This window comes from Rouxiella sp. T17 (genome assembly GCF_036663475.1).
Taxonomy (GTDB): domain Bacteria; phylum Pseudomonadota; class Gammaproteobacteria; order Enterobacterales; family Enterobacteriaceae; genus Rouxiella.
In genome coordinates this window covers 217,813-240,413 of the sequence record NZ_JAWUEA010000026.1, presented here as the reverse complement: position 1 = coordinate 240,413, position 22,601 = coordinate 217,813, and the positions used below count along the sequence as shown (strand labels likewise).

Annotated in this window: 17 protein-coding genes; 13 read left to right on the top strand and 4 right to left on the bottom strand. The window is 51.1% G+C overall.

What is annotated here, in order from left to right; genetic code table 11:
- Nucleotides 1-8 precede the first annotated feature (8 nt).
- A complete protein-coding gene (locus tag SC206_RS07715; protein WP_332735789.1) occupies nt 9-335 on the bottom strand; it encodes a YggL family protein in 327 nt (108 codons plus the stop codon).
- Entirely contained in the window at nt 335-1,054 is a 720-nt protein-coding gene (gene trmB / locus SC206_RS07710) for a tRNA (guanosine(46)-N7)-methyltransferase TrmB (RefSeq protein ID WP_332735787.1), read from the bottom strand. Before trmB ends, SC206_RS07715 begins: the two co-directional genes overlap by 1 nt.
- Nucleotides 1,055-1,214: 160 nt before the next feature.
- On the opposite strand from trmB, the gene mutY reads away from it, so the two are divergent.
- From mutY to SC206_RS07690, 4 genes are all read left to right on the top strand, one after another.
- Nucleotides 1,215-2,324 carry an A/G-specific adenine glycosylase gene (gene mutY, locus SC206_RS07705; RefSeq protein WP_332735847.1) on the top strand — a complete coding sequence of 370 codons (1,110 nt, stop codon included), beginning with the start codon at nt 1,215-1,217 and terminating at the stop codon, nt 2,322-2,324.
- Between the two features lie 49 nt (nt 2,325-2,373).
- Nucleotides 2,374-2,646 carry an oxidative damage protection protein gene (locus tag SC206_RS07700; protein WP_332735785.1) on the top strand — a complete coding sequence of 91 codons (273 nt, stop codon included), beginning with the start codon at nt 2,374-2,376 and terminating at the stop codon, nt 2,644-2,646.
- Between the two features lie 84 nt (nt 2,647-2,730).
- Nucleotides 2,731-3,810, top strand: a complete 1,080-nt coding sequence (gene mltC, locus SC206_RS07695; RefSeq protein WP_332735783.1) for a membrane-bound lytic murein transglycosylase MltC — start codon at nt 2,731-2,733, stop codon at nt 3,808-3,810.
- A gap of 201 nt (nt 3,811-4,011) precedes the next feature.
- Nucleotides 4,012-5,364, top strand: a complete 1,353-nt coding sequence (locus SC206_RS07690; protein WP_332735781.1) for a hypothetical protein — start codon at nt 4,012-4,014, stop codon at nt 5,362-5,364.
- An 86-nt stretch (nt 5,365-5,450) separates the two neighbouring features.
- On the opposite strand, the gene speF is transcribed toward SC206_RS07690, so the two are convergent.
- Nucleotides 5,451-7,613, bottom strand: a complete 2,163-nt coding sequence (gene speF, locus SC206_RS07685) for an ornithine decarboxylase SpeF (protein WP_332735779.1) — start codon at nt 7,611-7,613, stop codon at nt 5,451-5,453.
- A gap of 769 nt (nt 7,614-8,382) precedes the next feature.
- On the opposite strand from speF, the gene SC206_RS07680 reads away from it, so the two are divergent.
- The 9 genes from SC206_RS07680 to SC206_RS07640 all read left to right on the top strand — a co-directional run bounded on the left by SC206_RS07680 (nt 8,383) and on the right by SC206_RS07640 (nt 19,585).
- Entirely contained in the window at nt 8,383-8,559 is a 177-nt protein-coding gene (locus tag SC206_RS07680) for a hypothetical protein (protein ID WP_332735777.1), read from the top strand.
- 461 nt (nt 8,560-9,020) lie between these two features.
- A complete protein-coding gene (gene fhuE, locus SC206_RS07675; protein WP_332735775.1) occupies nt 9,021-11,243 on the top strand; it encodes a ferric-rhodotorulic acid/ferric-coprogen receptor FhuE in 2,223 nt (740 codons plus the stop codon).
- 230 nt (nt 11,244-11,473) lie between these two features.
- Entirely contained in the window at nt 11,474-12,574 is a 1,101-nt protein-coding gene (locus SC206_RS07670; RefSeq protein ID WP_332735773.1) for an NADH:flavin oxidoreductase/NADH oxidase, read from the top strand.
- Nucleotides 12,575-12,878: 304 nt separating this feature from the next.
- Nucleotides 12,879-13,901, top strand: coding sequence for a LacI family DNA-binding transcriptional regulator (locus tag SC206_RS07665; RefSeq protein ID WP_332735772.1), 1,023 nt, complete (start codon nt 12,879-12,881; stop codon nt 13,899-13,901).
- Between the two features lie 601 nt (nt 13,902-14,502).
- Complete coding sequence (locus SC206_RS07660; protein WP_332735770.1) at nt 14,503-15,228, top strand: gluconate 2-dehydrogenase subunit 3 family protein; 726 nt, start codon at nt 14,503-14,505, stop codon at nt 15,226-15,228.
- A 48-nt stretch (nt 15,229-15,276) separates the two neighbouring features.
- A complete protein-coding gene (locus SC206_RS07655) occupies nt 15,277-17,046 on the top strand; it encodes a GMC family oxidoreductase (RefSeq protein WP_332735768.1) in 1,770 nt (589 codons plus the stop codon).
- Between the two features lie 53 nt (nt 17,047-17,099).
- Nucleotides 17,100-18,314, top strand: coding sequence for a c-type cytochrome (locus SC206_RS07650; RefSeq protein WP_332735845.1), 1,215 nt, complete (start codon nt 17,100-17,102; stop codon nt 18,312-18,314).
- 388 nt (nt 18,315-18,702) lie between these two features.
- Nucleotides 18,703-18,858, top strand: coding sequence for a hypothetical protein (locus SC206_RS07645; RefSeq protein ID WP_332735766.1), 156 nt, complete (start codon nt 18,703-18,705; stop codon nt 18,856-18,858).
- A gap of 514 nt (nt 18,859-19,372) precedes the next feature.
- Nucleotides 19,373-19,585 (top strand): hypothetical protein, encoded by a 213-nt coding sequence (locus tag SC206_RS07640; RefSeq protein WP_332735764.1) that lies wholly within the window; start codon nt 19,373-19,375, stop codon nt 19,583-19,585.
- 289 nt (nt 19,586-19,874) lie between these two features.
- On the opposite strand, the gene SC206_RS07635 is transcribed toward SC206_RS07640, so the two are convergent.
- The gene (locus SC206_RS07635; protein ID WP_332735763.1) at nt 19,875-22,310 is read right to left on the bottom strand and encodes a glucose/quinate/shikimate family membrane-bound PQQ-dependent dehydrogenase; all 2,436 of its coding nucleotides are present in this window, start codon (nt 22,308-22,310) and stop codon (nt 19,875-19,877) included.
- Between the last annotated feature and the right edge of the window lie 291 nt (nt 22,311-22,601).

Genomic DNA, 22,601 nt, shown 5'->3' with positions numbered 1-22,601 from the left:
AGTGAGGATCAATCCCACCAGATATCAAACAGTTCGCTGACTTCAACGTCCTGCATTTTATGGTCTTCCAACCATTTTTTCACTACTTCGCGATGCTCGTCGGTGCAGCGACCGATTTCCTGCAGGCAAATCAGGCCTTCCCATTGAACATAGCCGCTACCGTCGAAGGCCAGCTTGTTTGGCTCGATTGCGCCTTCGATGAATGCATCCAGAGACTGGTCGATGGTATCGACGTCGGTGCCTTCAGGGAAACGCCATTTTACCGAGAAACCCAGCTCCTGGAACTCTTCAATGTGTAACTTCTTACGTAAACGACGACTACGATTCTTGGCCATTATTGCTTCCTCTCAAACATCAGATCCCATACGCCGTGGCCTAAACGCTGACCACGCATTTCGAACTTGGTTACCGGGCGCGATTCCGGGCGAGGCACATAGGTGCCCTCTGCCGACAGATTGCCGTAAGCTTCAACGCCGCTCATCACTTCGAGCATGTGTTCGGCATAAGGTTCCCAGTCGGTTGCCATGTGGAACACGCCACCCAGCTTCAATTTACGGCGCACCAGCTCCACGAAAGGCGTCTGCACGATGCGGCGCTTATTGTGACGCGCCTTGTGCCACGGATCGGGGAAGAACAGCTGCACCATGTCCAGAGAACCGTCGGGGATCATGGTTTCGAGCACTTCAACCGCGTCGTGACACATCACGCGCAGGTTATCGACACCCTCTTCCTGAGCCGTCGCCAGGCAAGCACCGACGCCCGGAGAGTGGACTTCGATACCAATAAAATTCTGCTCGGGATGCTGCTGGGCCATGGTCACCAGCGAGGTGCCCATCCCGAAACCAATTTCCAGAACGGTGTGCGCTTCACGACCAAACAGCGAAGCCAGCTCGATTGGCTGCGACTGATATTCAACGCCCATCACCGGCCACAAATTGTCCAGCGCATGTTGCTGACCTTTGGTCAGGCGGCCCTGGCGGCGCACGAAACTGCGGATACGGCGCATCGCGCGACCGTTTTCATCAAACTCCGGTGAAATGACGTCATTTTTCATAGTGCTTTCTATCTGTCTGGCGATAATTTTAGGGAAAGGCGCATTATCCAAAGATACCCACGTTTAGCAAGCGATCGTTTAAAATCCGCTGCTTTACGGCAATTTTGTCGATAAATAGGGGCAAGTCATGCAAAGATCCGGTTTACAGCGCAGTGCCGGTATGCTGCAATCCTCAGCCTCATTTTCAACCCCCTTCGGGATAGGTAATACGCCCATGATGGACGCGCATCGCTTCGCGCCTGCGGTACTCGATTGGTATCAACGTTATGGTCGCAAGACCCTGCCGTGGCAGCTCGAAAAAACACCTTATAAAGTCTGGCTTTCGGAAGTTATGCTGCAACAAACGCAGGTTGCGACCGTCATTCCTTATTTTGAACGCTTTATGGCGAATTTCCCGGACGTCAGCGCGTTGGCGGCGGCCCCGCTGGACGAAGTGCTGCATCTGTGGACCGGTTTGGGTTACTACGCCCGCGCCCGCAATTTACACAAAGCCGCGCAGACTATTGTGGCACAACATAACGGCGTTTTCCCGACCACCTTTGAAGAAGTTAACGCGCTGCCGGGCGTCGGTCGCTCCACGGCGGGCGCAATTCTGTCGCTTTCGCTGGGTCAGCACTATCCTATTCTCGACGGCAATGTGAAGCGCGTGCTGGCCCGTTGCTACGCCGTTGACGGTTGGCCGGGCGAGAAAAAGGTCGAAAATAAACTGTGGAAAATCAGTGAAGACGTGACGCCTGCCGAGGGCGTTCAGCAGTTTAATCAGGCGATGATGGACCTCGGCGCGATGGTTTGCACCCGTTCGCGCCCGAAATGCGAGCTGTGTCCGCTAAACTTTGGCTGCGTCGCTTACGCCAATCATAGCTGGGCCAATTATCCGGGCAAAAAGCCGAAGAAAACGCTGCCGGAAAAAACCGCCTTCATGCTGATGATTCAACAGGGCGATAAAGTGTGGCTCGAGCAGCGACCGCCGGTCGGATTATGGGGCGGCCTATTCTGCTTCCCGCAGTTTTCCAGCGAAGACGAGCTGATTGCCGGCAGTAAAAAATACGCCGTTTCCCGAACCGCAATGCAACAAGAAATCGCTTTTAGGCATACTTTCAGTCATTTCCATCTGGATATTGTGCCAATGTGGATTAATATCGACTCCGCAGCGGGTTGCATGGATGAAGGCTCGGGTCTCTGGTATAACTTAGCGCAGCCACAGTCTGTCGGGCTGGCCGCGCCGGTTGAACGCCTTTTGGCTCAGTTGGCAAAAGCGCTGCCGCGATAGCCATTATTTTACCCTGACGAGTCAGCAGGCCATAAAAGAGGAAGCGAGTATGAGCAGGACAATTTTTTGTACGTTCTTGAATAAAGAAGCAGAAGGTCAGGATTTCCAGCTTTATCCGGGCGAAGTGGGTAAACGCATCTATAACGAAATCTCTAAAGAAGCCTGGTCCGAGTGGATGAAGAAGCAAACCATGCTCATCAACGAAAAAAAATTAAGCATGATGAATCCTGAAGACCGCAAGCTGCTGGAAAAGGAAATGATCAATTTCCTGTTTGAAGGCCATGATGTTCATATTGAAGGTTATACCCCGCCTTCCGAATAATATCTTTAGATTATTGGGGCCACTATTTCCGTTACTCGTTAGCAGAATAGCGGCCCTATTTTTCATCCCGATACGGCTATTAAGATGAAGAAAATTTTAGCGTTGCTGCTTATCGCACCTTTGTTGATTTCCTGTTCGAGCAGTAAAAAAAATCCGTTTAACGAAAATTACGTCAAAGATACCAACGGTTTTGACATTTTGATGGGCCAATTTGCCCACAACATCGAGAACATCTGGGGCATTAATGAGGTTCTGATCGCCGGACCTAAAGACTATGTAAAATATAGCGATCAGTATGAAACCCGCAGCCACATCAACTTTGATTCGGGTACTATCACGCTCGAAACCATTTCAGGCACCGATCCTGTCGGCAAGCTGCGTCTGGCTATCGTAAAAACCCTGCTTATCGGCGAAGATGCCAGCGGAGTTGACCTTTATTCCGACGCCAACGACATTCAGATCAGTAAAGAGCCGATGCTTTACGGGCAGGTGCTGGATAACACCGGACAACCGATTCGCTGGCAGGGACGCGCCGAAAACTTCGCCAGTTATCTGCTGCAATACAAGCTGCAGCAGCGCCAGTCCGGCCTGCATATTATCTACTCCGTGACCATTCAGATGGTGCCAAACCACCTGGATAAACGTGCGCACAAATACCTGCCGCTGGTTCGTGAAGCCGCAGCGAAATATGGCGTCGATCAGTCGCTGATCCTGGCGATTATGCAAACCGAATCGGCCTTTAACCCGTATGCGGTCAGTAATGCCGATGCGCTGGGACTGATGCAGGTCGTACAGCGCACCGCCGGTGCTGATGTGTTTAAATCAGAAGGCCACTGGGGCACGCCGAGCCGTAGTTATCTGTTTGATCCGGCGAATAATATCAATACCGGTACGGCGTATCTGGCGATTCTGCAGAACTCATATTTGGCAGGCATCGCTAACCCGACCTCAAGACGTTATGCAGTGATTACGGCCTATAACGGCGGCGCGGGCAGCGTGTTGCGCGTCTTCTCGAGTGACAAAACGCGGGCGTTTGATCTGATCAACAACATGGCACCGGGCGACGTTTACGAGACGCTGATTAACCGCCATCCATCGGGCGAATCGCGACGCTACCTTTATAAGGTGAACAATACGCAGAGAAGTTATCGACGTACCGACTAACTGACCTTTGCTGTTTAAAACTTTCAACGGAGACTTTTCGGAGTCTCCGTTTTTTATGCCTGCACTTTGTCTTATTTGATCATGACCAGCCTATTTTTGAGCGAAATGTACAAATTCATCGGCAGATAGCGTTTTTACTTACTCTACGCTTTCACTTTTCCCTATCAGTCCTCTGTAGGGTCGCTCCGTGGATTTTTAATAATGCTAAATAACGTTTCCTCTGCCTTTCATCGCCCCGCCCCCTCCGCGCCTCCGCTTGAATGCTCTCAACCAAGCTCTAGCTATAGACCCGACGCGCCCGAATTTACACCTGAAGACCAGCAGCGGCTGGCGGAGCAGGTTTTTACGGCACTCCAGCAGCCTTGCGATAAAGAAATTGCCGATGCCCTGAAAGCGCTCGACCTCATTTTGCTTTCGGCTGAACAGCAAGCCAGCGAGTTAGTGAACGAACAGCCTGTCGACGCGCAACATCTTCAGCAGCAGGCCGCGCGTTATATTTTCGACAACGAAAAGCCCATGCATCACGAACTTGAAACAGCGCTTCGCGGGTTGCCCTCGTCGCTGACTGATGTCGAGTCAAATCAGCGGGATACGCCCGGATGCTGGGCGCGATTAATGAAACTGTTAACCATCGTGAATAATGGTCTGAATGGGATGTCGCACCATTGTCAGGTGATCCTTAATTACGCGGCGCGGGCCGTGCTATGCGTGGGCATTCCAACGCTTGCGCGACAACTTATCGCCTACGAGCTTGAATCTGCATTGAATAACTGTGGCGCGAGTAAAAGCCAGCGATCGGCATTGGCTTCCGTCGCCGCACTTTTGCCGGTCTTACTTAACATTGCCGGCGGTCTGCGCGACCATTGGCAAGGCACGGAAACCTCCGTCACGCGATTCGCGCGCGGCTTCAATATTTTAATCTCCTCGGCGTCGTTAATTGCCGCCGCTTCAACCGGTGTGCTCAGCGGGCTGACGTCAACGCTGGTCGCTTTTCAAGGCTACAGTTTGCTGCGCGAGGGGCTACAAACGTGCTTGAGAATGACGCCCACTTCAGAGATACAGAAAAAAAGCACGCTGATTACCGCCGGACTTTACGTGCCTAATCAGATTGGCGTGAGCATGGCGATGAGTTTATACGCTTCGCCGTCGGGCGCGGCGGCGGCGGTGGGAAATACGGTGTCCAGCGAAATTCTGGCGCTTAATAACGTGGTACGCGCAGGCATGAATACGGCGGGTGAGGCTTTAGATACCTATGTTTTCAGCGGATTACACGCGCTGCAAAATGGTCAAAGATTTGAAGGCAAATTTTTTGGCGCTTTACCCGATCAAAAATACCTCGCTGACGCCCTTTTCAACGCGCTGGCAGCACGTTCAACTTTGATGAATACGCCGCTATTAATCAGCGCGTCGCTGGAGAGCGCGTTTGGCGAATATTTCGATGCTGAAATGCGGATACAGATTAACGACGTACTCGTCGCGGGCGTGCTGGGCGCCTGTTATCCAAACTTTATTGACACGATAACAGGCCATAAATTGCCCGACGAAAAAGAGTAAACGCGGCGCGATAAAGCAGGCGAAAAAAAACGGAGCGCGAAGGCTCCGTCTCTATTATCGACCTGATAACCTAAGTTTTCAGCCGTTTATTCAGCGATCACATAACCCATGACGCGCTTCCAGCCGACCGGTTTTTTCTCGACGTAAACGCCCTGCAATTCTGGCGAGAAGCCCGGCAAAATATTGATGCCCTCTTCCAGCGCCAGGAAGTAGCGCTGCACCGCGCCGCCCCAGAGTTCGCCCGGCACCACGCAAAGCACGCCCGGTGGATAAGGCAACGCGCCTTCTGCCGCAATTCGCCCTTCCGCTTCGCTAATCGCCACCAGCTCGACGTTGTCACGAATAAATTCGCTGTGCGCGTCTTGAGCGTTCATCACCACCTGCGGGAAGCCCTTCTCGCGGAACATCTCTTTTTGCAGCTCTTTAACATCGAAGCTGACATAAAGATTGTGCATTTCCTGACACAGCTGGCGAATAGTGTAATCGCGATAACGTTCTTCGTTTTTGCGATACACGGTCGGCAATACTTCGCTCAGTAAGGCATCTTCTTGGATATAACGCTCGAAACGGGCGATTTCTTCCACCAGATGCTGCATTTTAGCCGGCGTTTCGGCTGGCGTGAGCAGGAACAGAATCGAGTTGAGATCGCATTTTTCCGGCACGATGCCGTTCTCGCGCAAATAGTTGGCAAGAATGGTCGCTGGAATACCGAATTCGGTATATTTCCCGCTGCTGGCGTCGATGCCCGGCGTAGTCAGCAACAGTTTGCACGGGTCGACAAAGTACTGTTTCTCGGCGTAACCCGCAAAGGCGTGCCAGCGTTCGCCCGGCACGAAATCAAAGAAGCGCACGTCGCTGGCCATCTGTTCGGTGTCGTGATCCTGCCACGGCTTGCCGTCAATTGTAGGCGGCACAAACGGCTGAATCATTGAACACTGATTTAACAGCATTTTGCGCGCGTCGATGCCGAGCTTCACGCACTCCATCCACATATGCTTGCCGCTGCCGCCCGCGTGCATGCGCGCGTTAACGTCCAGCGCGGCAAACAGCGGATAAAACGGGCTCGTCGAGGCGTGCATCATAAAGGCGTTATTGAGCTTTTTATGGCTGCAATGGCGCTTTTGGCCTTTGATATGATTATCTTTTTTATGGATCTGCGAAGTTTGCGAGAAACCGGCCTGCTGCTTGTGCACAGACTGGGTCACGATAATCCCCGGATCGTTTTCATTAAGTTCCAGCAGCAGCGGCGAGCACTCTTTCATCATTGGGATGAACTGCTCATAGCCGACCCACGCCGAGTCGAAAAGAATGTAATCACACAGATGGCCGATTTTCTCCACCACCTGACGGGCGTTATAAACGGTGCCGTCGTAGGTGCCGAGCTGAATAATCGCCAGTCGGAACGGACGTTTCTCTTCCGCGCGCTCTGGGGCAACCTGTTGAATCTGCTGGCGAAGATACTCTTCTTCGAAACAGGCCGCGTCGATACCGCCGATAAAGCCGAACGGGTTACGCGCCGTTTCGAGATACACCGGCGTCGCGCCCGCTTGCAGCAGCGCGCCGTGGTGGTTTGATTTGTGATTATTGCGGTCGAACAGCACCAGATCGCCACGGGTCAGCAGCGCGTTGGTCACGACCTTATTGGCCGCCGAGGTGCCGTTGAGCACGAAATACGTTTTATCGGCGCTAAACACTTTGGCCGCGTGCTTTTGGGCATCTTTCGCCGATCCTTCGTGGATTAGCAGGTCGCCCAGCTTAACGTCGGCGTTGCACATATCGGCGCGGAAAATGTTTTCGCCAAAGAATTCAGTAAATTGACGACCCGCTGGATGACGACGGAAAAACTCGCCGCCCTGATGTCCCGGACAGGCAAAGGTCGAGTTTTCCATTTCGACATACTTTTTCAGCGTGTCGAAAAACGGCGGGAATAACCCCTGCTCGTACTCGTCGGCGGCGGCTTCGAGTTGTGCGCCATAAAAAGCCTGATTGACGTCGGCAAGCGCAAAAACGCCTTTCAGCGACGGCAAATAGTGTGGCGAAACCTGTTCTGCACCCTGTACAGCAACAAACACGGGGATACTAAATCCCAGGGCTTCGACGGCTGCCAGCCTGCCGTTATTCAGGTCATCCACGGAAATCACTATCGCCGCAATGTCGGTATAGTCCGCGTCGTCGAGGCTAACTACGCCACGCGGGGTGTCGAGATGGGATGCCACGGAGGCGCTTGCTGCTATTTTTAACTGTTTCATATTACAGGACTCTCAAACGGTTAAGTAAGAGGGTGTGCCAAGGGGCACGGCAATAAGCAGGAATATTCTACGCTGGGAGGGCCCCGGGCGCGGTCACCGGCTCGACAAATTGACATTCAACTGGAGGTCGGCAAAGTGATGAAATGGTGATTTTTTGGCATGCTGCCGGCTGAAGCGGCGCAATAATGACATCAATGTTTGTTATTTTCAATTTCATCTTTTAAAGAGGAAATGGGTCTTTAATGACAAATTGTTTTTAATTTTAAAATCAGGTCTTTAGCGACAAAATTTTTTAGATTTATATTTAGTTTTTAATTTCAAATTTAAGTTCAAGTTCACGTTCACGTTCACGTTCAAAAGCATGCGCTTCGCTTACTGCGCGTTGCTGAAGCCTGACCGAGCATTAACGGTTTCAAATTCAACTGCATGCGCTCCGCTTACTGCGCGGCGGCGCAGACCGCCTCAAGGAGGTTCCTAAGCGAACACCCTTGAGAATCCCGCGCTTTTTTTCCAAAGCTGTAACTTGAGGACTAAAAAGTTACATCTTTCCAGTTATCACAGCGTGTGGCGTAGGTCGCGCGGCTTCGCCGTTCCTTCACTACGGATTTGAGCCAAAAACGTCTCAAATCACTCCACTCAGCGCCGCCCCGATCCCGCCAATAATAGCTAAAAAGAAAAACCGATAACTCTTAGGCGGTCAAGGACCGATCCCTCCAAGATTAAAATTCTTTGTTTTTATCGGGCAACCCAAACTTTTAGACGAGTATTCGTGCAAATTAAAACTGATTTTTTCCTGATTTTTTATCTGATGTTGCTGATTACCTCAACAAGCCCTGAGCGATCGGTCCTTGACCGCCTAAGAGTTTCCGCCCTTGCTTTAGGTGCTGTAATTGGCGGAATCGGGGCGGCGCTGAGCGGAGATGAACAAGACGTTTTTGGCTTGTGAACGTAGCGAGGGAAGCGCGAAGCGCCGCGACCAACGCCACTTACCAATGTGCCTGGAAAGATCTCCCTTTGTAGTCCTCAAGTTGCAGCTGTGGAAAAAAAGGCGCGGGATTCCAAAGGGTATGCGCCTTGGCATACCTTTTGGGCGGTCTGCGCCGCCGCGCAGTAAGCGGAGCGCATGCAGTTGAACCTGAATTTGAATTTAAAGATTTAGATTTAGATCTAAAGAAAATTGCCTTTAGATTCCAAATCTAAAATTTCCGTTTATTTAAAATATAAATGATTATGATTTTCGTTTGTATTTCGAAAATAAATTGTTAATCTCTACCGCCGTGTTAAGCAGTAAAAAAAATTCTAATAAAAAAGTTTTATTGGTCCCAAACCCATTCTGCTCGCAAGCAATCTTTTAAAAAAAACTCAGCTTTTTTGAAAGCTAAAACTTTCTGTATTCAGGGGTAAGTCATGTCTGTACGCGCGTCAAAAAATAGTGGTCATCACGTCAATAAAATCGCAGTGAATCAGCCAGAATGGAAAGCGACTCTGTCGGTGCTCACCGTTCTTATCGGCTCTGCACTCTATACGCACAACACCTTCGCAGCGGAACAAACGGCAGCAAAATCAGACACTATCGTGGTGAGCGCCAATTCCGATGATCCGAATACCACCACGCCGGAAAACAGCGGTGCCGCCTATCAGGTGCAAACCACGACCGCAGGCACCGGCCTGACGCTGGCACCGCGCGACGTTCCGCAGTCGGTCAGCGTGATCACCAAACAGCGTATTCAAGATCAGGATTTACAAAGCGTTGGCGAAGTTTTAGATCAAACGGTAGGCGTGACCAGCCAATCTTCCGACAGCGAACGCCAGCAGTTTTACTCTCGCGGCTTCGAAATCAATAACTACACCTTTGACGGCGTGCCGACCAACGTGACCGGCGCGTGGAACTTTGGTGATTCCACCGAAGATACCGCCATTTATGACCGTATCGAAGTCGTTCGCGGCGCAACGGGCCTGATGAGCGGCGCGGGCAATCCATCCGCTTCCGTAAACATGGTGCGCAAACACGCCGACAGCAAAGAGTGGACCGGCAACGTGACCGGCACTTACGGCAGCTGGAACAAGCGCCGCAGCGTGGTAGACGTTCAGGGCCCGCTTAACGATTCAGGCACCGTGCGCGCACGCGTGGTCGCCGGTTATCAGGACAAAGATTCCTATCTCGATAATTACAAATCAATTAAACGCTTCGTTTACGGTGTAGTCGATGCCGATATCACGGACAACACCAAGCTTTCCGTTGGCTACGATTATCAGGAAAGCCGCGTGCGTGGCTCGACGTGGGGCGGCATTCCGACCTGGTACACGGACGGCAGCAAAACCAACTTCTCGCGCAGCTTTAATCCGGCTCCAGACTGGGCGCACTATAATATAGACTCCAAAAAAGTCTTTGCCGATCTGACCCATCAGTTCGATAACGGCTGGAACCTGCGCGTAAACGGGACCCACGCCGAAACCAATTTCGACTCCAAGCTGATGTATATCGACGGTTTCCCGAACAAAACCACGGGCATCGGCGCAACGGGTTACGGCGGCTGGTATCTCGGCAAACGTAAGCTGGACTCCGTCGACGCAATGGCCAGCGGACCGTTCCAGCTGTTTGGACGCCAGCACGAACTGATCGCAGGCGTGACGTACAGCCGTCAAAACAACAGCTATATGGCGACCACCACCGCCTTTGATGAAGACCAGATTGGCAATCTCAACGATTGGGATGGCTCGATGGCGGATCCTCAATGGGCCGACATGACCCCCTATTCCGGCGAAGTTATCCGTCAGAAATCAGCCTACAGCGCCGCCCGATTCTCGCTGGCCGATCCGCTTAATTTGATCGTAGGTGCGCGCTATACCAAATGGAGCGCCGAAGAGTCTGGCGCTTTCAAAGGCAGCGCCAGCTACGAGAAAAACAACATCGCACCTTATGCGGGTCTGGTGTATGACATCAACGATACCTGGTCTGCCTACGCCAGCTACACGTCTATCTTCCAACCGCAGGATTATCAATCCACGAGCGGCAAGTTGCTGGACCCGATCACGGGCAAAGCCTATGAAGCCGGCGTTAAATCCGACTGGTACAACGGCAGCCTGACAGCGTCGGCAGCAGTGTTCCGCATCGAGCAGGACAACCTCGCGCAAACCATCGACGGCCAATTTGTGGCGGGCACTGGCGATCAGGCTTACTACGCAGCGCAGGGAACCGTCAGCAAAGGGGTAGAATTCGAGGTTAACGGCGCAGTCACCGACAACCTGAAAATGACCTTCGGCGGCACGACTTACAGCATTAAAGACGGCGACAACAACGGCGTCAGCACTAACCTGCCGCGCACCTCGTTCAAACTGTTTACCCGCTATAAACTGCCTATCCCGCAGGATATTGCCGTGGGCGGTGGCGCAACCTGGCAGAACAGAACTTATCAGGACACGACCGGCGTTTCAGGCGAAAGCGTGCGCATCTATCAGGGCAGCTACGCGCTGTTCAGCCTGTTTACTCGCTACCAGATAACGCCGGAGCTGTCGGCGCAGGTCAACATTAATAACCTGTTCGACAAAACCTATTACACCAACCTGAGCAACTATATTGTTTACGGCGAACCGCGCAATGCGTCGATTTCCCTAAGCTACAAGTTCTAGGCTATAAGTTCTAAGTTCTAAGGTCTGATTTACAAATAAAGACGACCTGATTTTTAAATACTTAGCCAGCCCGATAATGACTTAACCGTTGTTATCGGGCTGATTCGTTTCCATTCGAAAATCCTCTGCAAGCGCCCTCTCCGCAAGATGACAGCACCGATTGGCAATCCAAAACCCTCCCGGTTGGCGCATGATGGCAGGATGTTTTCCAATCAACTCAGAGAATTGATATGTCCGGTTTATTTTCAACCTTCAAGCTGAAAGACGTCACCCTTCGCAACAGAATTGCTATTCCACCGATGTGCCAATACAGCGCCGTTGACGGCGTGCCTAACGAATGGCACCGCGTGCATTACACTAGTCTGGCACGCGGCGGCGCGGGTCTGGTGATTGTCGAAGCCACGGCCGTCTCTCCAGAAGGTCGCATCACTCCGGGATGCCTCGGCCTGTGGAACGAAAATCAGGCTGAAAAATTAGCGCAAATCGCCAAAGAAATTAAAGCGGCTGGCGCTATTCCAGGGATCCAGATTGGTCACGCGGGCCGCAAAGCCAGCGCCAATCTGCCGTGGGAAGGCGACGACCACATTGCCGCTGGCGACAGCCGTGGCTGGGAAACGATCTCCCCTTCCGCCGTCGCGTTTGGTGCCAACTTGCCGAAAGTCCCGCACGAGATGACGCTGGCCGATATCGAGCGCGTTAAGGCCGATTTTGTCACTGCAACCCGTCGCGCGCGCGATGCCGGTTTCGAGTGGATCGAGCTGCACTTCGCCCACGGTTATCTGGCGCAGAGTTTCTTCTCGGTACACGCGAACCAACGTCAGGATGCTTACGGTGGCAACGCCGAAGGACGTAGCCGCTTCCTGCTTGAAACGCTGGACGCCGTGCGTAAAGAGTGGCCGGAAAACCTGCCGCTGACCGCGCGTTTTGGCGTGATCGAATATGACGGTCGTGACGAAGAGACGCTGGAAGAAGCTATCGATCTGACTAAAAAATTCCGCGCGGGCGGTCTGGATCTGCTCAGCGTCAGCATGGGCTTCTCGACGCCTGAATCAAATATTCCCTGGGCACCGGGCTTTCTGGCGCCCATCGCCGAACGCGTGCGTAATGAAGCCGGCATTGCCGTGGCTTCTGCGTGGGGTATCGATTCTCCGGTTATCGCCAATCAGGCAATCGAAAACGAGCAGCTGGATTTGGTTATGGTTGGCCGTGCGCATCTTGCTAACCCGAACTGGCCTTATCAGGCAGCCAAAGCGCTGGAAAAAGACGAGCCATCGTGGGTGTTGCCTGCCCCTTACGCTCATTGGCTCGAGCGATATAAAACCGCCGAATGATAGATTTTCGAACGTCATGATTTTCGAACGTCATTGTTTTTGAACGCCAATGTTTTTGAACGCTATGATTATCGAAAATGAAAGCCCGCCAATTGGTGGGCTTTTTTTTACCTGAAGCGCGCTGGGCCTAAAAACGTTTAAAAAATAGCAAACTAGCTATTAACCTCAAATATTATTTTTAGTAACAATAATTGAACACTTTAACCTAACTCAATGAAGGGATATTATGGGGACATCGCGCAATGATTGCGCAAACATTTCTATTTCCAACGCAAGTTGGCTTGAGTAACCTGTGGAAAATGCATTGAATTACGATAAAAATCCTAACAAAAATCCATCGCGATCCCCCACGTTAGAGGATGTTGCCAAAGCCGCAGGCCTTTCCCCCATGACAGTCAGTCGGGCGCTGAATAATCCAAAAGTGGTTCGTCCAACGACCATCGCGCGGGTCATGGAGGCGGTCAATCTCACCGGCTATATTCCCAACATGTTGGCAGGCGGATTAACGACTCGACGCACCAAGCTCATCGCCGTCGTCGTGCCACAAATCAATAACAATATGTTTGTCGATACCGTGCAGGCGATTGGCGACGAACTTGCACTGCGCGGCTATCATATGCTGTTGTGTATTGTGGGTTACAACGCCGATTCGGAAACCGATATTGTCGCTACCCTGCTGTCGCGTCGCCCGGACGGCATTGTGCTTACCGGCATTCATCACTCTTCCGAGCTCAAACGGATCATTCTCAACGCCAATATTCCGGTGGTTGAAATCTGGGATCTCACGCCAACGCCGCTCGATATGCTCATCGGATTTTCACACGAAAAAATTGGTCAGGCCGTGGGCCACTATTTTCTGGAGCAGGGATTCACACGCTTTGGCATGGTTTGCGCTTCGGACAGACGCGCGCAGGTACGCAATAACAGCGCAGCGGCGGTATTACGTCAGCATCCGCAAAACGTAGTTGAAGAGATAACGGTGCAAACGCCAGCCAATATGGAAGTCGGTAGACTAGCGTTTCGCAGCCTGATTGAGGCCGGTGAACGTTTCGATGCGATAATCTGCACTTCCGATACGTTAGCGCAGGGCGTCATTATGGAAGCGGAAGCGCAAGGTTTGCGCGTGCCTGACGATCTCAAGGTGATTGGTTTTGCCGACTTAAACTTTGCCGCGCACAACCGCCCTGCTATCACCACCGTTTGCGTCGATAAATCCCGTATCGGTCAACAGGCGGCAACCATGCTGGCCGATAAAATCGAAGGCCTCGAGATAACCGAAAACGTGGTAGATATCGGCTTCTCGCTGGTGGTTCGCGAATCTGCTTAACGCTTTTCAGCCCGTGGTTCTACCCGGTGCTTTTAGCCAAGCCCTTATCGCAAGATCCCTACCGCAAGAGATTTTTAACAAAAATCCTAACCCGCATACTGTGAAAACATTGTGCGGCTTAGGCTATTCTATTTCCCCTATCCACCCAACCATTCACTGAAACAAATGCCTAAATAATCGATGAGCAAGAATGTTCAGTATCATTAATTCACCCATTCAAGTTAACCTGTATATTAGTCAATTAATGAAAATCACTCTTATTTGTTTGTTATGTTAGAAATGTTAGCTATCAAATACATCATTTAATATCACAACGTTTCGCTATGAAATTATTATGCACGCCTGTAATCCGTTAATTACTTTAGATTACCCCGAAAGTAAAAACCTAGCGCCACATAATAAAAATCTTTCATAATCATAAGATTAATGGAAGTGCTAACCGGTTTTATATTCCTTGAAAGCCTACAAATATCCGGCCATACAAAGATTAGGGAATTTATATATTCATTTTTTATGTAACGGTGATATTATAATTTTGTACCCAAGTGATAATAATAATTAACCCTCATCTAACATTTAAGCCAGTGAGAGTCGTCGTGCTATGCTCCTTCAAAAGAAAACTACCCGCCGTAAGTTTTTACTCGGGTCAATAATGGCATTACCCGTCAGTACTATTTTGATAAAAGGTTTAACCGCTGCCCAAGCTGCGGAAATGGCCGCCCCCGAATTAAGCGATTATAAACCCGTATTTTTCAGCGCCGATGAGTGGCAATTTATTATGGCCGCTGCCGACCGCCTGATCCCCGCAGGTGGCAAAGGCAAAGCGCCGGGCGCGCTGGAAACCAACGTGCCCATTTTTATCGACCAGCAAATGCACGGCGAATTCGGCGAGGAGATCTATCTTCAAGGTCCGTTCAACGTACACGCGCCTGCCACCATGGGTTATCAGCTGCCGTATCGCCCGCAGCAAATCTACAAAATCGGCATTCGCCTGGCGAACAGCTGGTGTCAGCAAAATCATCAAAAAGCCTTCCATGAACTGTCGGATCAGGACAAAGACAGCGTTCTGAATCAGCTACAGAAAAACGGCGTCCAGTTTGCCCAGATGGGTGAAGCGTCGCTGGTTGCTTCACAGTTTTTCAACGAGCTGCTCTCCGACACCAAGCACGGCTATCTCGCAGACCCGATTTACGGCGGCAACAAAGGCATGAAAGCCTGGATTGCCATCGGCTTCCCGGGCGCGCGAGCCAGCTACACGGAATGGGTCAAACAGCACAACATCCCTTATCCGCTCGGCCCTGTCAGTCTGGCAGGCGCACGCGCGTAACCGGCAAAACGACCCTTTGCGTTTTTTGATGATTTAACAGGATTAAAGATGGCACAAGTAACCAAAGAAGAAGTCGACGTCGTTGTTGTCGGCCTGGGCTGGGCTGGCTCGCTGATGAGTATCGAGTTGGCGATGGCCGGATTGAAAGTCCGCGCGCTGGAACGCGGCGGCGATCGCGGCTATGAAGAGTTTGCCTACCCGAAACCGGCGGACGAATACGCCTACGCGGTAAGAAATAAAGTCATGGCAACGCCTGCCGAAGCGGCCGTTACCGTGCGCTACAACATGCGTGAAACGGCATTGCCCACTCGAAAATGGGGCGCTTTCGCTCCGGGAACGGGCGTTGGCGGGTCAGGCCTGCATTGGACGGCCGTATTGATTCGCCCGACGCCGACCGATCTCAAACTTAAAACCTATGCCGATCAGGCCTATAAGCCCGGGATCCTGCAAGAAGACATGCGGATCATGGACTTCCCTTTCACTTGGGACGAGATCGAACCGTATTACACCAAGTTTGAAAATATCTGCGGCCAATCGGGTAAAACGGGCAATCTGCGCGGAAAAATCATGGAAGGCGGCGATCCGTTCGAAGGCCCGCGCTCCGAGCCTTATCCGCTGCCTGCGCTGGAAGATACTCTTAATAGCAGCATGTTCGCCGACGTGACCAAAAAAATGGGTTATCACCCGTTCCCGAACCCGTCGGCCTGCGTCTCTCGCGCGTGGACCAATCCGTACGGCAACCAGATAGCGCCGTGTAACTATTGCGGCTATTGCAGTAAATATCCTTGCCTGAACTACTCCAAAGCTTCGCCGCAGACGGCAGTGATGGACGCGTTGAAACGTATGGATAATTTCTCCTACGAAGTTCATGCCAACGTATTGAAAGTCGTGCTGCACGATGACAAGAAAACCGCCAAGGGCGTCATCTATATGGACGCGCAGGGCAACGAATGCTTCCAGCCTGCGAAAATCGTGGTGCTGAGCAGCTTCCAGTTCTGCAACGTGCGTTTGATGCTGCTGTCGGGCATCGGCAAGCCGTACAACCCAATCACCGAAGAAGGCGTGGTGGGCCGCAACTATGCATTCCTAAGCAATGGCGGTTCAACGCTGTTCTTTAAGGATAAAAACTTTAATCCGTTTGCTACCGCAGGCGCGACCGGCCAGATGATCAATGACATTTCGCCGGGCAACTTTGACGGTCCGAGACTCGGTTTCATCGGCGGTGCCAAAATCCACAGCTCGCAAGCTACGGGCACGCCGATCAGCACTTCGCTGCCAAAAGGCACGCCGACGTGGGGAACCGGCTGGAAAGAAGGCATGGAAGAGTGGTACGGCCATTCGATGAAAATCAGCATCACCACCACCTGCCAGTCTTATCGCGACATTTATCTCGACCTCGATCCGAATTACAAGGACGAATACGGATATCCGCTGCTGCGCATGACTTTCGATTGGAAAGAGAACGAACTTAAGCTGCAACAGTATTTGAAAGGCATCGTGAGTAACATCACCAAAGAGTTGAATCCGGACAGCTACAGCGAAAGCTTCCTACCGATGGATGCGCACTTTGACCTGACCAAATATGTCTCCACGCATAACGTTGGCGGCGCGGTGATGGGTGACAATCCGCAAACCTCGGCGCTGAACAAGTATCTGCAAAGCTGGGACGTGCATAACGTCTTTGTGCCGGGCGGCAATGCCTTCCCGCAGAATTTCCAGGCTAACCCGACCGATACTATTGGTGCCATTACGCTGATGGCCGCGCAGGCGATTAAAGAACAGTATCTGAAAAATCCCGGCCCTCTGGTACAGGTATAAGTGACATGAAGATGATGAATTTAAAGACGATTTTCATTACTCACGCCGTGTTGATGGCCGCGGGTTTTATGGCGCAGGCACAGGCCGATGACGCGCAGCTGATCAAACAGGGCGAATATGTTTCACGCCTCGGTGACTGCTCCGCCTGCCACACTTTGCCGGGTAAACTGGCTTTTTCCGGCGGTCTGGCAATCAAATCAGATCTGGGCACTATTTATTCGACCAATATCACGCCGGATAAAGAAAACGGCATCGGTAACTACACCGAACAACAGTTCGCCGACGCCGTGCGTAAAGGAATTTTACCTGACGGCACCAGCCTGTATCCGGCAATGCCTTATCCGGATTATGCCAAAACCAGTGATGAAGATATTCACGCGCTGTACACCTACTTTATGCAGGGCGTGAAACCGAGCGCGGAAGTGCCGGCCAAAACCGAGCTCAGCTTCCCGTTTAGTCAGCGCTGGGGGATGAAGCTGTGGAACTGGGCCTTTACCTCCGATAAAGCGTTTAAACCGATTGGCGGAGCGTCGGCCGAAATCAATCGGGGCGCGTATCTGGTTGAAAGTCTGGGTCATTGCGGCAGTTGCCATACCCCGCGCGGCCTCGGCATGAATGAAAAAACGCTCGACAGCGGTGACGATAAATTCCTTTCCGGCGGTAATCTCAATGGTTGGGACGTGCCTTCTCTTCGCGGCATCGCGCATTGGAACGAGCAGGAAATTGTCGATTATCTGGGTAAAGGTCGTAATGACAAAGCGGCCGTCGGCGGTGAAATGACCTCGGTGGTTGAAAATAGCACCGGTTATATGACCGATGCCGACCTCAAGGCTATCGCGGCGTATTTGAAGTTCCTGGGCGGTAATCCGCCGGTTCCTGCCGATAATTTGCAGGCCACCAGCGCGACCGAAACCAAGCTGACTGCGGCTAAAAATCTTAGCGAGGGCGAACGCCTGTATCTGGACAACTGCGCCGCCTGCCACTTCGTAACGGGCAAGGGCGCGCCTGGCGTATTCCCTGAACTGGATCAGGCGACTATCGTAAACGCGGAAGACCCAACGGGCCTGATCCACACTATTTTGCAAGGTGCACAGCAGCCTTCAACCGCGCGAGCTCCGTCAACGCTGGCTATGCCGGGCTTTAAAGCTCGTTTATCAGATGATGAAGTGGCGCAGCTTTCGACCTTTATCCGCCAAGGCTGGAGTAATAAAGCCGCTGCAGTATCGGCCGATGATGTAAGTAAGGTGCGTAAGAAACTGGCGGAATAATATCGAACGTCAAAATTACGATATTAATTAATACAGTTAGTGAATCTATTTACGGCTTCTCTTAGGAGAAGCCGTTCTTATTTCTACAGCGAAAATTAATTTGTTAATTAAACCATTAATCGGCCATTAGATTTAAATTAACCTACTGATTTATATTAATAATTATATTCTCTGCAGAAGAAATAAGCGTAGACTGCTTGCGGGTGCTCTGGATCTTTTTGTCCCGAGCATGAAATCTTGTTTTATACGTTAAGTGTTTGCAGTAGCAAGTATGCGGATGACAGAAAGAGAAAAGCCCCGAATTGAAGTTAATCAAAACGAGGCCTATCTGCATGCGTAGCAACATCAGGTTAGCCTCTTACCCGCCGAAAGGCAAGAGTCGGAGACTATGATGTCGCAAACCCTAAAAGTACTGAACGTGGTGATGACCTGCTTAAGAATTATTATCCTTTTGCTGGTTATCGGTAACAACTATGTGGAGTTACGCACCAAACTAGGTACCGAAAAGATTGAGGCCATCATGGCCTGCGAATCTAAACGGTAATGCAACCCACAGGCGGGAGTTCGCTCCCGCCTCATGGTGCGAGAGCAGGGATTCACGAGCGCCCCTTTTTCCGACCGAATGCAAAATCACGCCATAAAAAAGGCCCCGAATTGACGTTAATCAAAACGAGGCCTATCTGCATGCTTAGCAACATCAGGTTAGTCTATGCCAAACAAAAATGTCTGATTTATATCTCGAATCATGCCTTTTTCAGACAGAATGCAGCGCCCTACCTCATTCATTAAAGCAATAAATTTAATTTGCTCAGTTAACTTCATTAAAAGATAAAAAGTTAACAACAAGCAAGATTAATTATTATTAAATATATGATTTATAATGCTTTTAGGCGTTTTCTGCAGAAGAAATAAGCGTAGACTGCTTGCGGGTGCTCTGGATCTTTTTGTCCCGAGCATGAAGTCTTGTTTTATACGTTAAGTGTTTGCAGTAGCAAGTATGCGGATGACAGAAAGAGAAAAGCCCCGAATTGACGTGAATCAAAACGAGGCCTATCTGCATGCATCAGAAACATCAGGTTAGCCTCTTACCCGCCGAAAGGCAAGAGTCGGAGACTATGATGTCGCAAACCCTAAAAGTACTGAACGTGGTGATGACCTGCTTAAGAATTATTATCCTTTTACTGGTCATCGGTAACAACTATGTGGAGTTACGCACCAAACTAGGTACCGAAAAGATTGAGGCCATCATGGCCTGCGAATCTAAACGGTAATGCAACCCACAGGCGGGAGTTCGCTCCCGGCTCATGGTGCGAGAGCAGGGATTCACGAGCGCCCCTTTTTCCGACCGAATGCAAAATCATGCCATAAAAAAAGGCCCCGAATTGACGTGAATCAAAACGAGGCCTATCTGCATGCTTCAACAACATCAGGTTAGCCTCTTACCCGCCGAAAGAGGAGAGGTTTCTCAGTATCCACCTTTCTTTTCAGACAGAATGCAGCCATAAAAAAAGCCCCGGCTGTTTCCAGCAGGGGCTTGGTTCAGGCAATAAAACTTACGTCTTATTTGTTATCCAGTGCGTAGGCAATCACGTAGTCGCCACGATCTGGTGACTGACGAGCGCCGCCAGCAGAGATAAGGATGTACTGTTTACCGGTAGTCGGTGAAACGTAGCTCATTGGTGTACCGCCGCTGCCTACTGGCAGACGCGCTTTCCAAACTTCCTTACCTGTTGAAGCATCGAATGCACGCAGGTAGTAATCCTGAGTACCGGCGATGAACACCAGGCCGCCCTGCGTTGCCAAAGTACCGCCCAGAGTAGGCATACCAACAGGCATTTGTGCGCGCATCTTGATACCGAATGGACCCGTATCCTGCACCGTACCGGCCGGAACCTGCCAAACGATTTTCTGAGTTTTCAGGTCAATCGCAGACAGCGTACCAAACGGTGGCTTCTGACATGGAATACCCAGCGGAGACATGAAGCGGTCTTTGTTTACGCCGTACGGGGTGCCTTTCAGCGGAACTGCGCCCATACCGGTGTTAACAGACTCGCCGCCGTTGCTTGCAGCAATGGCCTTGTTGTTCTGCTTGATCATCTGTACCCACAGGCCCAGACGCATGTCGTTCACAAAGATATAATGGTTGTTTGGATCGGTAGACATCCCGCCCCAGTTCATTCCGCCCAGTGAACCCGGGAAGCTCAGAGACTTATCAGTATCCGGCGCGGTAAACAGACCATCGTAACGCATTGATTTGAAGCTAATACGACACATCAGCTGGTCAAACGGCGTAGCGCCCCACATAGAAGATTCAGTCAGCTTGTCGGCACCGATTGAAGGCATACCTACAGAGAATGGCTGAGTCTTGGAGTACTGCTCGTTTGGAATGTTACGGGTTTTAACCGGCAGCTCTTTCACTTCTGTCAGAGGCTTGCCAGTAACGCGGTCCAATACAAAGATCTGACCGGTTTTCGCACCGATAACAACTGCTGGACGGGTAGTACCATCCTTCATCGGGAAGTCTACCAGGCTCGGCTGCATTGGCAGGTCGAAGTCCCACAGATCGTTATGAACGGTTTGGTAAACCCACTTCTCTTTACCGGTGGTCGCATCTACGGCCAGAACGGAAGCACCATATTTGTGATCCAGACGGTTACGATTTGCACCCCAAAGGTCAACAGAAGAGCTACCCATAGGCATGAACACAGTGTTCATTGCCGGGTCATAAGACATCGGCGCCCAAGAGTTTGGCGTACTGCGAACATAGGTCTGGCCCGGTTGCAGTTTCGCGTTTGGATCCTGATTACCTGGGTCGAACGCCCAACGCATCTGACCGGTAATCACGTCGAAACCACGGATTACGCCGCCAGGCATGTCGGTCTGTACGTTATCGGCAACACGACCACCAACAACTACGGTAGTACCCGCAAGCGTTGGAGCAGAAGTCAGCTGATATTTAGGGTCGGATGCATCACCCATGTTGGCTTTCAGGTCAACGGTACCGTTGTTACCGAAGTCTGAACAGAACTCACCGTTGTCGGCGTTGACAGCAATCAGACGCGCATCGATGGTGTTCATCAGAATACGACGCTGACAGGTGTCACCCGCGGCCAGAGAAACTGGCGCTGCTGGCGTTGAACCCGGCACGGTAGGCTGAGGAATTGGTTTAGTTGCGTCGAAATACGCCAGACCACGACAGCGGTTCCAAACCTGAGCCTGCGCATTGATTTCACGCTTCCAGATTTGCTTACCGGTGTTGGCATCGACAGCAATAATATTGTTGTGCGGAGTACACAGGAACACTTTATCGCCGATTTGCAGCGGAGTTTCCTGATCTTCGGCGCCGTTTCCGCCCGGGCTGATTGGTGTATCACCGGTGTGGAAGGTCCAGGCAACTTTCAGGTCTTTCACGTTGTCGCGGTTAATCTGGTCCAGCGCAACGAAACGGTCACCGCCAGGGGTGTTACCGTAGTTATCCCAGTCTTTCTGCTGCTTAGCTTTATCTACCGGCACCAAAGGCAGTTCATTACCTTTAAATGCAACGGTCGGATGTGGCATAAACATCTGCACGAAAGCGACAACCATGCCGACAGCCAGAACCACGGTGAAACCGTAGGACATTTTGGCCAGGCTAGCTTTGCCTTCTTTCTTACGCAGGGTTGGCCAAGTCGCGAAGCCCAACAGCATAAAGCCGGTTGGAACCATCAGACGAGAAATCAGCGGCCAGAAATCCCAACCCGCATCAAACAGTGACCAGATAAGCGTTCCGAGGAACACCAGAATGAATAATGTGACAGCGGAGGATTTACTGCGGAAATATTGGATAGCAGACAACACCATCACAATACCGGCAATCAGGAAATACCAGCTGCCGCCGAGTGAAACCAACTTCCCACCTTCAATGGCAAAGAACAAACCACTAACGGTAAGAATAACCCCTAATATACAACACCATAGCCTGAGTATGGGACTCGACTGGGATTTGATACCAGACATACAGGCACTCTCCGAAATTATTTATTTTGAAAGTTATTACAAAGTGTAATAGTTACTGCGGTCTTCTCAAGCATGACCAGAACAAATATGTTTGCGTCAAAACGAGAGCGCGGCATTGTACCATCTGATTCGTTTCAGTGTTAATGCTATAACTGTTTCAGACCAATTTATTAACAATTTTGTACAACTTCCCTGCAAAAACAGCGGTTATTCAGAAAGTTATCCCTCCTCGAAATAAGGTTACAAATTTTATCATTGCCTATTTTTAAAACATGGTGAAATAAAGGCGTG